The sequence below is a fragment of the Streptomyces sp. NBC_01477 genome, from assembly GCF_036227245.1.
Taxonomy (GTDB): Bacteria; Actinomycetota; Actinomycetes; order Streptomycetales; family Streptomycetaceae; genus Actinacidiphila.
This window is the reverse complement of sequence record NZ_CP109445.1, coordinates 7859479-7872850: the sequence shown is the minus strand read 5'-3', so window position 1 is coordinate 7872850 and position 13372 is coordinate 7859479. Positions and strand designations below refer to the sequence as shown.

Sequence of the window (13372 nt, the reverse complement as noted above, 5' to 3'; positions counted from 1 at the left end):
GCGGGCACCCCGTTGGCGCTCCTCGCGGAGCTGTGCTGTCAGACCTGGTGACACGCGGCGGAGCACACACGCTTGAGGTCGACATGACCCCGCGTCGTCAGGTGTGTGGTGCGCTGCATGCCGCGCAACGTAACCGGCGCGGCCGAAGCCGGTCAAACGGTTGACCGCATGGTGGACGCGGCGGCCACGTTGTGGGCGCCCACAGCGGGCGTCCGGGGCGGGGTTTCCGCCCGTTTCCGCTCTTTGCGCCGGCCCCGCCGCGACCGATGCGGCTCAGTCCGTGACACCCGCCGCGTCGATCAGCGCGGCGGCCGTGGTGACCGCGAGGCCGTCCAGCGAGTCGGCGCCGATGCCGGCCCGGGCGCTCGCGCCGTCGAAGACCAGCGTCAGCTGGCGGGCGAGCAGGGCCGGGTCGGCGGCGCCGCCGCGTGCGGCCTCGGCCCAGAAGAAGTCGGTGAGCACCTGCTTGCCGCGGGCGGCGACCACGCTCGCGGGGTGCGCGGGGTCCTTGAGCTCCACCTGGGTGGCCAGGAACGGGCAGCCGAGGTAACCGGGCGAGAGCGCGGCCCGCTCCAGCTGCTCGAAGACGTGCAGCAGCCGGGCGCGAGGCGGCCCGGGGACGCCGGCCGGCGGCAGCACGAGCGCCTGATAGCCGGGCGCCGCGCGCTCCAGCGCGGCGGCGAGCATGTCGTCCTTGCCGGCGAAGAGCTGGTACATCGAGCGTTTCGACACACCCGCGGCCTTGCACAGGGCGTCGATGCCGGTGCCGACGCCGTCCCGGTAGAACAGCTCGGCCGCGGCGTCCAGCAGCCGGTCCCGCGACGACGCCTTCCCGGCGCGCCTCCCCTCCCGGGACGCCGCCGCGTCGGGCGACGGCTCCGCAAGAGGCTTCGGCTCCGCAAGGGGCGACGGCTCCGCGACAGGTGACGGCTGCTCCGCTGTGGTGGCCATGGGTCGAGACTACCGCGCCCGCTCGACATCGGAAACAGATCGGTTTACGGTGGATGGAAACCGATCGGTTTCCATCGGTCGGCACTACGACCCGCTCCCCCACCGGAGGATTTTCATGCAGATCAACGGCTCGGTCGCACTCGTCAGCGGAGCCAACCGCGGCCTCGGCGAGCAGTTCGTGAAGGCGCTGCTCGACGCCGGCGCGGCCAAGGTCTACGCCGCCGCCCGCAATCCCGCGTCGGTGCGCGTACCCGGCGCGGTGCCGATCGCCCTCGACATCACGGACCCCGGGTCGGTACGCGCCGCGGCCGAGCAGGCGGGCGACGTCACCTTGCTGGTCAACAACGCGGGCAGCTCGACAGGAGCGGCCATCCTGGACGGCGACCTGAGCGCGTACCGGACCGAGTTCGAGACCCACGTGCTGGGCACCCTGGAGGTCAGCCGGGCCTTCGCCCCCGCCCTGGCGAAGAACGGCGGCGGCGCGATCCTCAATGTGCTGTCGGTACTGTCCTGGATCAGCCAGCCGGGCAGCGCCGCCTACTCCGCGGCGAAGTCGGCAGAGTGGTCGATGACCAACGCGCTGCGGCTGGCACTGGCGGACCAGGGCACCCAGGTCACCGCGCTGCACGTCGGCTACATGGACACCGACATGACGGTCGGCGTCACCGCCCCGAAGCTGGATCCCGCGGCGGTGGCGCGCACCGCGCTGGACGGCGTCGGGGCCGGGCTGCACGAAGTGCTGGCCGACGACCTGAGCAAGCAGGTCAAGGCGGGCCTGGCGGCCGACCTGGCGGCGCTCTACCCGCAGCTCGCGGGCCGCTGACCCCAGGCGGCCCGCCCGAGGGGACGGCCCGGGACCTCCCGGGCGCCCGGTCGAGCGGCCGGCGGCCGGGTCAGCCCCGGTAGGCCTCCAGCAGGCGCAGCCAGACCTCGCTGATCGTGGGGTAGGCGGGGACCGCGTGCCACAGCCGGTCCACCGGCACCTCGCCCGCGACCGCCACCGTCGCCGAGTGCAGGAGTTCGCCGACGCCCGGGCCGACGAAGGTGACGCCCAGCAGGTGGCCGCGGTCCAGGTCGACGACCATCCTGGCCCGGCCCCGGTAGTCGTCGCCGTACAGGCTCGCGCCGGCGACCTGGGCGAGGTCGTAGTCCACCACCTTGGTCCGCCGCCCGGCCTGCTCCGCCTCGGCGGCCGACAGGCCGACCGCGGCGACCTCGGGGTCGGTGAAGACCACCTGCGGCACCGCCGCGTGGTCGGCGGTCGCCACGTACGGGCTCCACGGCGTCTCGTCCACCGGCTCGCCCTTGGCGCGGGCGCCGATCACCGCGCCGGCGATCCTGGCCTGGTATTTGCCCTGGTGGGTGAGCAGCGCCCGGTGGTTGACGTCACCGGCCGCGTAGAGCCAGCCGCCGTCGACGCCGGTGACCTGGCAGGTGTCGTCCACCGACAGCCAGCTGCCCGGCTTGAGGCCGACGGTCTCCAGGCCGATGTCGCCGGTGTGCGGGGCGCGCCCGATGGCGAAGAGCACCTCGTCCGCGCTGACCCGGGCGCCGCCCTCCACGCCGAGCCTGACCTCGCCGTGGGCGCCGTCCCGCTCCACGAAGGCGACGTTCGTCCCGAAGCGCACGTCGACCCCGGCCTCCCGCAGCCCGTCGGCGACCATCTCGCCCGCGAAGGGCTCCACCTTCGGCAGCAGCGAGTCGCCGCGCACCAGCAGCGTGACCTGGGAGCCGAGCGCCTGCCACGCGGTGGCCATCTCGACCGCGACGACTCCGCCGCCCACCACGGCGAGCCGCCGCGGCGCCTTCTTGGCACTGGTCGCGTCCCGGCTGGTCCACGGATTGATGTCGGCGATGCCCGGCATGGGCGGCAGGGCCGCGGTCGTGCCGGTGCAGACCGCCACCGCGTGCCGCGCGGTCAGCCGTACGGTGCCGCCGTCCGCGGTGGCCACGGCCACCTGCCGCGGGCCGTCGAGCCGGCCGTGGCCGCGTACGAGATCCACGTCGACCGACGTCAGCCAGGCCTGCTGCCCGTCGTCCTTCCAGTGCGAGGTGAAGTCGTCGCGCCTGGCCAGCACCGCGGCGGTGTCCAGCGGCCCGCGCACGGCGTGGCTGAGCCCCGGCAGCCGCTTGGCGTCGGCGCGGGCGAGGGCCGGGCGGAGCAGCGCCTTGCTCGGCATGCACGCCCAGTAGGAGCACTCGCCGCCGACCAGCTCGCTCTCCACGATCACCGCGCTCAGCCCGGCGGCCCGTGCGCGTTCCGCCAGGTTCTCACCGACCGGGCCTGCACCGATGACGATCACGTCGTAGGTGCGGGGGGCGTCGTTCATGGCGGCTCCTGTTGCTGTCGTCGGACGACGGGGGACGGGCCGGACGGGCGCGGGCGCACCTGCGCCCGCGGCACGTCCCTACGATCACACCGACGCCACGCTGATGCCGCAACCGGGACACGCGCGGTCATCGTCACGACGAAGGGTGACGGGAGTCTTTCCCGGCGCCCGTGTGTCATGCCTGCCGCCGCACGGGTGACCGGCGGCCTGCGGCCGGGCGGCGGGCGCCGGCTGACCGGCCGTCGGGTACGGCTGGGACGTATGATCACACCGGGACGCCGAGGGGCGTCGCAGGAGGTGCGGCGATGGGCGAACTGGTGCTGATCCGGCACGGTGAGACCGAGTGGAGCCTGTCAGGGCAGCACACCAGTTACACCGATCTGCCGCTCACCGAGGACGGCGAGGCGCAGGCCCGCGGCCTGGCGCCGCTGCTCGCGGCCCGGCACATCTCCGCGGTCCTGGTCAGTCCGATGCGGCGCGCCCGCGACACGGCGGAGCTGGCCGGCCTGGACCGGGTCAGGATCGATCCCGGGCTGCACGAATGGGACTACGGCGGCTACGAGGGTGTGACCACCCGGGACATCCTGCGCGGGCGGCCCGGCTGGGACCTGTGGACCGACGGTGTGGTCCCCGGGCCCGAGGGCCATCCCGGTGAGACCCCTGAGCAGATCGGGGGGCGCGCCGACCGGGTGCTCGCCCGGGTCGAGGCGGCCTTCGCCAACGGCGACGGCGGCGATGTGGTGCTGGTCGCGCACTCCCACTTCCTGCGGGTGCTGACCGCCCGCAGGCTGGGCCTGCCGCCCGCCGACGGCGCCCTCTTCCAGCTGGCCACCGGTACGGTCAGCCGGCTCGGCTCCGAGCACGGCCGCCATGTACTGACCGCGTGGAACCGGCTGCCCTGAGCCGTACGAGCGCAGCACTGCCGCGCCGACACGCCGTGGGCCGTGCATGCCGCCCGCCGCACGGGACAAGCAGGACCAAGGACACTGGTCGCTCCGCAGCCCCGCGCCGACGGGGATGCGCGCGGGCAGGTGAGCGGGGACTGGTGAGGGAGCGCGTATGACGGTGACGGCCCAGGAACAGCAGTCGCGGCTCGCGTCGCCCTGGACCCGCGGCGCCGCCGCGGCAGTCGCCGGGGCGCTGCCCGCGCTGGCCTTCCCCGCGCCCTCGCTGTGGTGGCTGGCCTATGTGGCGCTGGTGCCGTGGATGCTGCTGGCGCGCTCCGCCGGGAGCCCGCGGCGGGCCGCGCTGGACGGCTGGCTGGGCGGCGCGGGCTTCATGCTGGCCGTGCACCACTGGCTGATCCCGAGCCTGAACGTCTTCATCGTGGTGCTCGCGCTGCTGCTGGGCGCGCTGTGGGCGCCCTGGGGCTGGCTGGTGCGCCGGCTGCTCGGGGCGGGCGCGGTGGGGCCGGCCCGGGTCGGACCCGCGCTGGTGCTGCTGCCGTGCGGGTGGCTGATGGTGGAGCTGGTGCGGTCCTGGCAGTATCTCGGCGGCCCGTGGGGGCTGCTGGGGGCCAGCCAGTGGCAGGTGGCGCCGGCGCTGCGGCTGGTGTCGGTCGGCGGGGTGTGGCTGGTCAGCCTGCTGGTGGTGCTGGTCAACACCGCCGTGGTCGCGCTGATCGCCGTCCCCGGGGTACGCAGGCCAGCGGCCGGGGCGCTGCTCGCGGCGGCGGTGCTGACCGCCACGGCCTGGCTGTGGACGCCGCGCCCGCAGGCGGCGGGCAGCACCAGGATCGCGGTCGTGCAGCCCGGGGTGGTCGCCACCCCGGCCGCGCGGCTGGACCGTGAGATGCGGCTGACCGGTCAACTGGCCGGCAGCCACCCGGACCTGGTCGTGTGGGGCGAGAGCAGCATCGGCGTCGACCTGGCCGCGCGGCCCGATGTGGCGGGCCGGCTGGCGGCACTGTCCCGGCAGGTCGGGGCGGACCTGCTGGTCAATGTGGACGCCCCGCGGGCCGACGGCACCGGCATCTCCAAGACCGCGGTGCTGATCGGCCCCGGCGGGGTGACCGGGCAGTCGTACGACAAGATGCGGCTGGTGCCGTTCGGCGAGTACATCCCACTGCGGTCGGTGCTGGGCTGGGCGACCTCGGTGGGCAAGGCCGCGGGCGAGGACCGGCAGCGCGGCACCCGGCAGGTGGTGATGGACACCGGCCGGCTGCGGTTCGGGCCGCTGGTGTGCTTCGAGACGGCCTTCCCCGACATGAGCCGCCATCTGGCGGGCGACGGCGCCCAGTTGCTGGTCGCCCAGTCGTCCACGTCGTCCTTCCAGCACAGCTGGGCGCCCGCGCAGCACGCGTCGCTCGCCGCGCTGCGGGCGGCGGAGGACTGGCGGCCGATGGTGCACGCCACCCTGACCGGCATCAGCGCGGTCTACGACGCCGACGGCCGCCGGGTCGGCCGCAGGATCGGCACCGGCAGCAGCACCACCGCGGTCTACGAGGTCCCGCTCGCCTCCGGCCGCAGCCTCTACGTACGGTTCGGCGACTGGGTGCCGCACGTGGCGCTGCTGCTGGTGCTGGCCGCGGCGGCGTACGAGCTGACGCGGTTGGTCAGGCGGCCTGTTCCCGTACCTCGGTGACGATCCGTTCGCACAGCTCGTGGGTGGCCAGCGCGTCGCGCCCGTCGAGAGGGGTGCCGGAGCGGACCGCGTCGAGGAAGGCCAGGGTGATCTGCTCGATGCCGCGCTGCCGGGCGACCGGCACCCAGTCGCCGCGGCGGCGCACGGTCGGCTGGCCCTTGTGGTCGACGACCTCGGCGAGATTGAGCACCTGGCGCCGGGTGTCGGACCCGCTGACGTCGAGGCTCTCCTCGGTGGACCCGCTCATCCGGTTCATCGAGCCGATCGCGGTGAAGCCGTCGCCCGACAGGTGCAGCACCACGTGGTGCAGCAGGCCGTCCCTGACCTTCGCCGAGACCCGGACCTGCTCGACCGGCCCCGGGGCGAGGAAGCGCAGTGTGTCCACCACGTGGACGAAGTCGTCGAAGACCACCTCGCGGGCCTCGTCCGCCAGGCCGATCCGGTTCTTCTGCAGGAGGATCAGATCCCGCGGGTGGTCCAGGCACTGGACATAGCCGGGGGCGTAGCGGCGGTTGAAGCCGGCCATCAGCGGGACGCCGCGCTCCTCGGCGAGGGCGACCAGGCGGCGGGCGCCCTCGGCGTCGCGGGCGAGCGGCTTGTCGACGTAGACCGGGACGCCCGCCTCGATGACCCGGGCGGCGATCTCGACATGGTGCTCGGTGGGCGCGTGCACGAAGGCGGCGTCCAGGCCCTGGGCGAGCAGGGCGTCGAGGCCGGTGTGCCGGTGCGGCAGCCGGTGGGCGTCGCCGACCCGGTCCAGGGTCGCGGGGGTGCGGGTCTGCAGATGAATCTCCAGGCCCGGCTGGGCGGTCAGTACCGGCAGATACGCCTTCTGCGCGATGTCACCGAGGCCGATGACGCCGATCTTCAGTGGGGCGCTGCCCGATGCCATGCCGTGCTCCTCGTGCCGGTGCCGCACTTCCCCTGGTGGGAGCGGTGTCACCGCAGCATACGGGCCGGATTGCGGGCCGGCCGGGGCCGGGGTGCGCCGGGGCGCGGGCCTCGCGCTCCGGGGCGGCGCGCACTCGTACGGGTGAGCCGCGGGTCGTGCGCGACCGATCTTTCACTCCTGCGGGGACTGTCGGGCGCCGGGCGGCGCGGGCACTGTTGGGGAAGTGCGCCTCCTGCCCTCTGTGGTGATCCTGGCGGCGGCCTGTGCCGCTGCCGGATGCACCACGGTCTCCGCTCCCCCGCCCGCCACCGCCCCCGCGGCGCAGCTCCGGGAGCCCGATGTCGTACGGCTGACCCCGCCGCCGGGCAGTCCGCTGCTGGCGACCGTACGGCCCGACTCCGCGGCGGCTGCTGCCGGAGTCGCGGTACCGGGCGGGCACGCGGATGCGCCGCGGCCCGGCCCTGTGCCGCACCGGGCGGCCGAGCCACGGCCCCCCCGGGTGGCCAGGAAGCCCGCGGCCGGCGGGGTCTGCGCGCTGGGGCGCGCCTACGGCGGCTGGACGGCGGACAGCGCCGCGGCCGCCATCTGCGCGCGGGCCTACGGCAACTGACCGGAGCCGGTCAGCCGCAGCTCCAGCCGGCCCACCGCGGCCCGCACCCCGTCGCCGTACGCGTCCTCGGCCAGCGCGCCGCAGGCCTTGCGGGCCAGGCCGAGGTGGCTGCGGGCCAGCCGCTCCTCACCGACCCTGGCGTAGGACGCGGCCAGGTTGAGGTGCAGCGACGGGTAGAAGCCGCGCACCTGGCCGGCCTGTCCTCCGCCGCCGGCCCGCTCCGCGTCCACCGCCTCGGCGGCCCGCAGCGCCCGCAGGTCCCAGGCCAGTTCGTCCTCGGGGTCGTCCTGGGTGTCGGCCAGGTAGTGGGCGACGGTGCAGCGGTGCAGGGGGTCGCCCTGCTCGCCCAGCTCCGCCCACAGCGCCGTGAAGCGGTGCCGCGCCTCCTCCCGGTCCCCGGCGTGCAGCAGCATCACCACTTGGCCGATCCTGCTCGTCATGGCGTCGTCCGCGGGCGCCGGGCCGCCCGTCGGCACCTCCTGATGTCCTCGCATCCGATGACGCTAACCGGCACGCACCCCGAGATCGGGGATGCGCCAGTCGATGGGCTCGTGGCCCTGCGCCCGCACCGCCGCGTCGATCTGGGTGAAGGGCCGGCTGCCGAAGAAGAGCTTCGCGGACAGCGGGGAGGGGTGCGCGCCCTGGATCACGGTGTGCCGGGAGGTGTCGATCAGCGGCAGCTTCTTCTTGGCGTAATTCCCCCACAGCACGAAGACCGCGGGGTCGGTGCGGCCGGCCACCGCCCGGATCACCGCGTCGGTGAACTTCTCCCAGCCCTTGCCCTTGTGCGAGTTGGCCTCCGCCTCGCGGACCGTCAGCACCGCGTTGAGCAGCAGCACTCCCTGCTCCGCCCAGGGCAGCAAGTAGCCGTTGTCCGGCACGGGGTGGCCCAGCTCCTCGTGCATCTCCTTGAAGATGTTCCGCAGCGAGGGCGGGGTCCGCACCCCCGGCCGGACGGAGAAGCACAGCCCGTGGCCCTGGCCGTCACCGTGGTAAGGGTCCTGGCCGAGGATCAGCACCTTGACCTGGTCGAAGGGCGTCGCCTCCAGCGCCGCGAACACCTCGTCGCGCGGCGGGAAGATGCGGTGCTCCTTGCGTTCGGTCTCCACGAACTCGGTGAGCTGCTGGAAGTAGGGCTTGTCCAACTCCTCGCCGAGAACGCTCTGCCAGGAGTCGGGCAGCATGCTGGGCACGTCAGGAACCTCCGGTACGCGATCCGTTACTGCGTCAGAACGTACCGGCAGGCACTGACAATGCCCTCGCCGAGGGCCTCGTCCGGCCCGGCCTCCCGGGCGCGCCCGCGGTCAGGCTCCGCCCGCGTGCAGGAACAGCCCGCCGTCGATCACCAGGTTCTGGCCGGTGATCCAGCCGGCCTGGTCGCCGAGCAGGAAGGCGGCCGCGCCGCCGATGTCGTCGGGTATGCCGAGCCGCCCCAGCGGGTAGCCCGCCGCGGCCTCCTCCTCGCGGCCCTCGTAGAGCGCGGCGGCGAACTTCGTCTTGACCACCGCGGGCGCGATGGAGTTGACCCGCACGCCCGGCGCCATCTCGGCGGCGAGCTGCACGGTCAGGTTGACCATCGCGGCCTTGCTGATGCCGTAGGCGCCGATGAAGGGCGAGGGGGCGAGGCCGGCGATCGAGGCGATGTTGAGGATCGCGCCGCCGTTGTCCTTCTGCCAGGCCTTCCAGGTCTGCTGGGCGAAGCCGAGCGCCGAGATCACGTTGGTCTCGTAGACCTTGCGGGCCACACCGAGGTCGAGGTCGGCCAGCAGGCCGTAGACGGGGTTGGTGCCCGCGTTGTTGGCGAGGTAGTCCACCCGGCCGAAGGCCTCCATGGTGCGTGCGACGGCGACGGCCTGGTGCGCCTCGTCGTGGGCCTTGCCCGCGACGCCGATCGCCCGGTCCGCGCCGAGCCGCTCGACGGCCTCCTTGAGGGCGTCCTCGTTGCGTCCGGTGATGCACACCCTGTCGCCGCGGGCGACCAGCGCCTGCGCGATGCCGTAGCCGATGCCGCGGCTGGCGCCGGTGACCAGGGCGACCCGGCCGGTGTCCTGGACGGGGGTGGTGGTGGGGAGCTGGGTCATGGTGTCGGGCCTCCGGCCGGTCAGTTGAGCGGGCCGCCGGCGACGTACAGCACCTGGCCCGAGATGAATCCCGCGTCGTCGCCGGTGAAGAAGGCGATGGCGCCCGCGACGTCCTCCGGAATGCCGACCCGCTGGACCGGGATCTGGCTCGCGGCGGCGTTCTTGAAGTCCTCGAAGCCCATGCCGACCCGGGCGGCGGTGGCGGCGGTCATGTCGGTGGCGATGAAGCCGGGGGCGACGGCGTTGGCGGTGACGCCGAATTTGCCCAGCTCGATGGCCAGGGTCTTGGTGAAGCCCTGGAGGCCCGCCTTGGCGGCGGAGTAGTTGGCCTGGCCGCGGTTGCCGAGGGCGGAGGACGAGGAGAGGTTGACCACCCGGCCGAAGTGCGCGTCGACCATGTGGCGCTGCGCGGCACGGGTCATCAGGAAGGCGCCGCGCAGGTGGACGTTCATGACGGTGTCCCAGTCCCCCGCGCTCATCTTGAACAGCAGGTTGTCGCGGAGCACACCGGCGTTGTTCACCAGGACGGTGGGCGCGCCGAGTTCGGCGGCGACCCTGGCGACGGCGGCCTCGACCTGGGCCTCGTCCGACACGTCGGCGCCCACCGCGAGGGCCCGGCCGCCGGCCGCGGTGATGGTGTCGACGGTGTCCTTGCAGGCGCTCTCGTCGAGGTCGAGTACGGCGACGGCCCGGCCCTCCGCGGCCAGCCGTAGCGCGGTGGCGGCGCCGATTCCGCGGGCGGCGCCGGTGACGATCGCGACGCGCTGCTCCGTGCTGGACATCTGTTCTCCTCAACCCTGTGGTGCGGCCGGCCAGCGCCTCGACGCATGAGCGACCGCTTAGTAGGTCCCGTAGCCGAAACCGTAGGAGGACAGTGACCCAGTGTCAACGCCACTACGGGCGATGTGGCTCAGCGCACCGGACGGCGGCGGTACGGGCGCACCGCCGCCGCACACCGCCGCGCCGGCTCAGTGGACCAGCAGGGCCAGCAGCCGGTCGGCCTCGGCCCGCGGGTCGGCGGTCAGCCCGGTGTGGATCGGCCCCGGCTGCACGATGGTGCTGCGGGGCGCGGTCAGCCAGCGGAAGCGGCGCCCCGGGTCGTCGCCGCCCGCCTGCCCCGCGTCGTCGCCGCCCGCGCAGATCTCCTGGTAGCCGCGCAGCGCCGCCCGGACCCCGGCCACGTCCACCCCGGGGTCCAGGCAGCGCAGCCGGGTCTCGTCCAGGTGCACCCGGGCGCCGACGAAGCTCCTGGCCCGGCAGTAGACCAGCACCCCGGCGTTGATCATCTCGCCGCGCTCGATCCGCGGCACCACGCGCACCAGCGCGTACTCGAACACCTCGCGCCGGCTCATCAGGCGTTCTTCCCCTCGACCCAGGTACGCAGCCACTCCGGCGGCGGCTGCCGGTCACGCTGCACGGGTGCGAGCGTGATGCGTTCGTGGATGTCCGCCGCCCGCGCGGCCAGCAGTTCGCCGTACGCCCGGCGTACGTCGTCCGGCGACCCGAAGCCGGGCTCGTCGGTCAGCCACTCGTCGGGGACCAGCGCGGTGACCTCGGCGAGCAGGTCCGCGGTCACCAGCGGCGCCAGTTCGGCCGCGGCGGCGGCAGGCTGCGGCGAGAAGCGCGACAGGGCGTGGTCGGAGGCGTCGTAGGCCTTCGCGGCGGCGGCCTGCGCGCTCTTCCAGTTGTGGTGCCAGATCAGCGAGGCGCCGTGGTCGATGAGCCACACATTGCGGTGCCACACCAGGAGGTTGGGATTGCGCCAGGACCGGTCGACATTGCCGATCAGCGCGTCGAACCAGACGATGCGGCCCGCCTCCGCGGGCTCGACGCCGAAGACCAGCGGGTCGAAGCCGAGCGAGCCGGGCAGGAAGTCCATCCCGAGGTTGAGGCCGCCGCTGGCCTTCAGCAGGTCCTGGATCTCCTCGTCCGGCTCGCCGAGGCCGATCACCGGGTCGAAGTCGAAGCGCACCAGCTCCGGCACCCGCAGCCCCAGCCTGCGGGCCAGCTCCCCGGCGATCACCTCGGCGATCAGCGCCTTGCGGCCCTGGGCGGCGCCGGTGAATTTCACCACGTACGTGCCGAGGTCGTCGGCCTCGACCACTCCGGGCACCGAGCCGCCCTCGCGCAGCGGCGTCACATAGCGGATACCCGTCACATCTCTCAGCATCGCGCCAGGTTATCGGGGTCGCGGCGGCGCCCGGACGGCTGGTGGCCGAGGGGCTGCTGCGACACCCGGGGGAATTCCCCCGCGCGCCGTTGAACGGATCGCCGTGATCGCCCGTATCAACGGACACGCGTGGCAACACGCTGCCGGACGGTCGTACTCCGCCCGGCCCCACCAGCGGACAGGACGCAGTTCATGGCCGAAACACCCGGATCCTCCATGCCCCCGACCCGCCGCACCGTCTTCGCCGCCGCGGGCGGCGCCGGTCTCGCCGCGGTACTGACCGCGTGCGGGTCCGACTCGGACTCGGGGTCGAAGGCCGACGCCCCCTCGTCCGGGGCCGCCGCGTCGGACACCCCGTCCCAGACGCCTTCCGACACCGCCGCGCCGTCCGCCTCGTCCGCGTCCGGGGGCGCCGGGGTCGCCGCGCTGGGGAAGACCGCGGACATCCCGGTCGGCGGCGGGAAGGTCTTCGCCGACCAGAAGGTGGTCGTCACCCAGCCGACGGCCGGCGACTTCAAGGGCTTCTCCGCCGTCTGCACCCACCAGGGGTGCACTGTCTCCGACGTCTCCGACGGCATGATCAACTGCCACTGCCACGGCAGCAGATTCCACGTCGCCGACGGCTCCGTGGCCCATGGCCCGGCCACCAGCGCGCTGCCCGCCAAGTCGGTCGCCGTCTCCGGCGACACCGTGTCGCTCGCCTGAGCCGCCCGCGTCCGCGGGGGCGCGGCCGGCTGCGGGGCGGGGCTGTCCGCGGGGGCGCGACCACCTGCGGGGGCGCGGCTGTATCCCCGTCAGGAAGAGCGGCGCGCCGCCGTGCCGAGTGCGTCCACCGCCGCCCGGATCGCCGGGCGGCGGTCGGCGTCCTCGCGCCAGACGGCGTAGACGTGCCGCCGCATGGTGTGGCGTACCGGCACCACCCGTACGCCCTCCGGCATCGGGTCGCGGCCGAGCCGGGGGATGACCGCGACGCCGAGGCCCGCGGCGACCAGCGCGAGCACGGTGGCGTGCTCCTCCGCGTGGTGCGCGACCCGCGGCTCGACCCCCTTGCCCCGCAGGGTGAACAGCAGCCACTCGTGGCAGAAGCCGCCGTCCGGCCAGGCGATCCACGCGTCCTCGGCCAGCTCGTCGAGGTCGATCTGCGCCCGCCCCTCCAGCCGGTGGCCGGCCGGCAGGGCCACGTCGACGATGTCGTCGCACAGCGGAGCCTTGGCCAGCCCGCCGGGCAGGGACAGCGGCTTGTTGTACCAGTCGAGGACGACCGCCAGGTCGATGTCGCCGCGGTTGAGCCGCACCAGCGAGTCGTGCGGCTCCAGCTCGTGCACCGTCGTGCGCAGGTGCGGGTGCTCGCGCCGCAGCTCGGTGAGCGCGGCGGGGAACAGCCCGCGGACCGCGGTGGGAAAGGCGCCGGCGAGCAGGTCGCCGACCGCGGCTCCCCGGTGCGCCTCCAGGTCGGCGTGCGCCAGCTCGACCAGGGACAGGATCCGCTCGGCGTGCCCGGACAGCAGGCGTCCCGCGTCGGTGAGCCGCACCCCGCGCCCGCTCCTGGCCAGCAGCGCCTGCCCGGTCTCCCGCTCCAGCTTGGCCATCTGCTGCGAGACCGCGGAGGTGGTCACGCTGAGCACGTCCGCCGCGGCGCTCACCGAGCCGTAGGTGTCGATGGCATGCAGGACGCGCAGCCGTTCCAGACTCAACATGTAAGAAATACTACGCCGACTGTGTACGAAATCTCGCTTGTTCTACGAGGTCCCAGCC

General features: G+C 74.0%; 15 protein-coding genes. 5 read left to right on the top strand and 10 right to left on the bottom strand.

All coding sequences use genetic code 11. The features are described 5' to 3' along the window. Nucleotides 1–273 precede the first annotated feature (273 nt). Nucleotides 274–951, bottom strand: a complete 678-nt coding sequence (locus tag OHA86_RS33580; protein ID WP_329181434.1) for a TetR/AcrR family transcriptional regulator — start codon at nucleotides 949–951, stop codon at nucleotides 274–276. 115 nt (nucleotides 952–1066) lie between these two features. On the opposite strand from OHA86_RS33580, the gene OHA86_RS33575 reads away from it, so the two are divergent. Further along, on the top strand, nucleotides 1067–1774 hold the full coding sequence (locus OHA86_RS33575; RefSeq protein WP_329181432.1) for an SDR family oxidoreductase: 708 nt from the start codon (nucleotides 1067–1069) through the stop codon (nucleotides 1772–1774). Between the two features lie 70 nt (nucleotides 1775–1844). On the opposite strand, the gene OHA86_RS33570 is transcribed toward OHA86_RS33575, so the two are convergent. After that, the gene (locus OHA86_RS33570; protein WP_329181430.1) at nucleotides 1845–3281 is read right to left on the bottom strand and encodes a dihydrolipoyl dehydrogenase family protein; all 1437 of its coding nucleotides are present in this window, start codon (nucleotides 3279–3281) and stop codon (nucleotides 1845–1847) included. Nucleotides 3282–3586: 305 nt separating this feature from the next. Between OHA86_RS33570 and OHA86_RS33565 the strand changes: the two genes are divergently transcribed. Together OHA86_RS33565 and lnt are read left to right on the top strand one after the other, a co-directional pair. Continuing rightward, complete coding sequence (locus OHA86_RS33565; RefSeq protein WP_329181427.1) at nucleotides 3587–4183, top strand: histidine phosphatase family protein; 597 nt, start codon at nucleotides 3587–3589, stop codon at nucleotides 4181–4183. A 157-nt stretch (nucleotides 4184–4340) separates the two neighbouring features. Continuing rightward, the gene (gene lnt / locus OHA86_RS33560) at nucleotides 4341–5864 is read left to right on the top strand and encodes an apolipoprotein N-acyltransferase (RefSeq protein ID WP_329181426.1); all 1524 of its coding nucleotides are present in this window, start codon (nucleotides 4341–4343) and stop codon (nucleotides 5862–5864) included. Here lnt and OHA86_RS33555 read toward each other — a convergent pair. Then, nucleotides 5836–6735: a Gfo/Idh/MocA family protein gene (locus OHA86_RS33555; RefSeq protein ID WP_329182655.1), complete on the bottom strand. Its 900-nt coding sequence runs from the start codon at nucleotides 6733–6735 to the stop codon at nucleotides 5836–5838. The two genes, lnt and OHA86_RS33555, sit on opposite strands and share 29 nt — an antisense overlap. 244 nt (nucleotides 6736–6979) lie before the next feature. On the opposite strand from OHA86_RS33555, the gene OHA86_RS33550 reads away from it, so the two are divergent. Next, a complete protein-coding gene (locus tag OHA86_RS33550; protein WP_329181425.1) occupies nucleotides 6980–7366 on the top strand; it encodes a hypothetical protein in 387 nt (128 codons plus the stop codon). Here OHA86_RS33550 and OHA86_RS33545 read toward each other — a convergent pair. The 6 genes from OHA86_RS33545 to OHA86_RS33520 all read right to left on the bottom strand — a co-directional run bounded on the left by OHA86_RS33545 (nucleotide 7354) and on the right by OHA86_RS33520 (nucleotide 11617). Further along, entirely contained in the window at nucleotides 7354–7860 is a 507-nt protein-coding gene (locus tag OHA86_RS33545) for a hypothetical protein (protein WP_329181424.1), read from the bottom strand. The genes OHA86_RS33550 and OHA86_RS33545 overlap by 13 nt on opposite strands. A gap of 9 nt (nucleotides 7861–7869) precedes the next feature. Beyond that, a complete protein-coding gene (gene ung, locus OHA86_RS33540; protein WP_329182654.1) occupies nucleotides 7870–8550 on the bottom strand; it encodes a uracil-DNA glycosylase in 681 nt (226 codons plus the stop codon). A gap of 120 nt (nucleotides 8551–8670) precedes the next feature. Next, entirely contained in the window at nucleotides 8671–9447 is a 777-nt protein-coding gene (locus tag OHA86_RS33535; RefSeq protein WP_329181423.1) for an SDR family oxidoreductase, read from the bottom strand. A gap of 20 nt (nucleotides 9448–9467) precedes the next feature. Next, nucleotides 9468–10229, bottom strand: coding sequence for a 3-oxoacyl-ACP reductase FabG (gene fabG / locus OHA86_RS33530; protein ID WP_329181421.1), 762 nt, complete (start codon nucleotides 10227–10229; stop codon nucleotides 9468–9470). A 186-nt stretch (nucleotides 10230–10415) separates the two neighbouring features. Beyond that, nucleotides 10416–10799, bottom strand: coding sequence for a DUF3037 domain-containing protein (locus OHA86_RS33525; protein WP_329181418.1), 384 nt, complete (start codon nucleotides 10797–10799; stop codon nucleotides 10416–10418). After that, entirely contained in the window at nucleotides 10799–11617 is an 819-nt protein-coding gene (locus tag OHA86_RS33520) for a HipA family kinase (protein ID WP_329181416.1), read from the bottom strand. The genes OHA86_RS33525 and OHA86_RS33520 overlap by 1 nt, the downstream gene beginning before the upstream one ends. A gap of 192 nt (nucleotides 11618–11809) precedes the next feature. Here OHA86_RS33520 and OHA86_RS33515 point away from each other — a divergent pair, with 192 nt between their 5' ends. Further along, the gene (locus OHA86_RS33515) at nucleotides 11810–12322 is read left to right on the top strand and encodes a Rieske (2Fe-2S) protein (protein ID WP_329181415.1); all 513 of its coding nucleotides are present in this window, start codon (nucleotides 11810–11812) and stop codon (nucleotides 12320–12322) included. An 89-nt stretch (nucleotides 12323–12411) separates the two neighbouring features. Here the strand turns inward: OHA86_RS33515 and OHA86_RS33510 are convergent, their stop codons facing one another. Then, nucleotides 12412–13314, bottom strand: coding sequence for a LysR family transcriptional regulator (locus OHA86_RS33510; RefSeq protein WP_329181413.1), 903 nt, complete (start codon nucleotides 13312–13314; stop codon nucleotides 12412–12414). Nucleotides 13315–13372 lie beyond the last annotated feature (58 nt).

Bases quoted from the DNA above. Each gene is read 5' to 3' on its own strand.
- OHA86_RS33575 (WP_329181432.1), top strand. From the start codon at position 1,067: ATGCAGATCAACGGCTCGGTCGCACTCGTCAGCGGAGCCAACCGCGGC.
- fabG (WP_329181421.1), bottom strand. From the start codon at position 10,229: ATGTCCAGCACGGAGCAGCGCGTCGCGATCGTCACCGGCGCCGCCCGC.
- OHA86_RS33515 (WP_329181415.1), top strand. From the start codon at position 11,810: ATGGCCGAAACACCCGGATCCTCCATGCCCCCGACCCGCCGCACCGTC.
- ung (WP_329182654.1), bottom strand. From the start codon at position 8,550: ATGCTGCCCGACTCCTGGCAGAGCGTTCTCGGCGAGGAGTTGGACAAG.
- OHA86_RS33570 (WP_329181430.1), bottom strand. From the start codon at position 3,281: ATGAACGACGCCCCCCGCACCTACGACGTGATCGTCATCGGTGCAGGC.
- OHA86_RS33545 (WP_329181424.1), bottom strand. From the start codon at position 7,860: ATGCGAGGACATCAGGAGGTGCCGACGGGCGGCCCGGCGCCCGCGGAC.
- OHA86_RS33565 (WP_329181427.1), top strand. From the start codon at position 3,587: ATGGGCGAACTGGTGCTGATCCGGCACGGTGAGACCGAGTGGAGCCTG.
- OHA86_RS33535 (WP_329181423.1), bottom strand. From the start codon at position 9,447: ATGACCCAGCTCCCCACCACCACCCCCGTCCAGGACACCGGCCGGGTC.
- OHA86_RS33525 (WP_329181418.1), bottom strand. From the start codon at position 10,799: ATGAGCCGGCGCGAGGTGTTCGAGTACGCGCTGGTGCGCGTGGTGCCG.
- OHA86_RS33520 (WP_329181416.1), bottom strand. From the start codon at position 11,617: ATGCTGAGAGATGTGACGGGTATCCGCTATGTGACGCCGCTGCGCGAG.
- OHA86_RS33510 (WP_329181413.1), bottom strand. From the start codon at position 13,314: ATGTTGAGTCTGGAACGGCTGCGCGTCCTGCATGCCATCGACACCTAC.
- OHA86_RS33580 (WP_329181434.1), bottom strand. From the start codon at position 951: ATGGCCACCACAGCGGAGCAGCCGTCACCTGTCGCGGAGCCGTCGCCC.
- lnt (WP_329181426.1), top strand. From the start codon at position 4,341: ATGACGGTGACGGCCCAGGAACAGCAGTCGCGGCTCGCGTCGCCCTGG.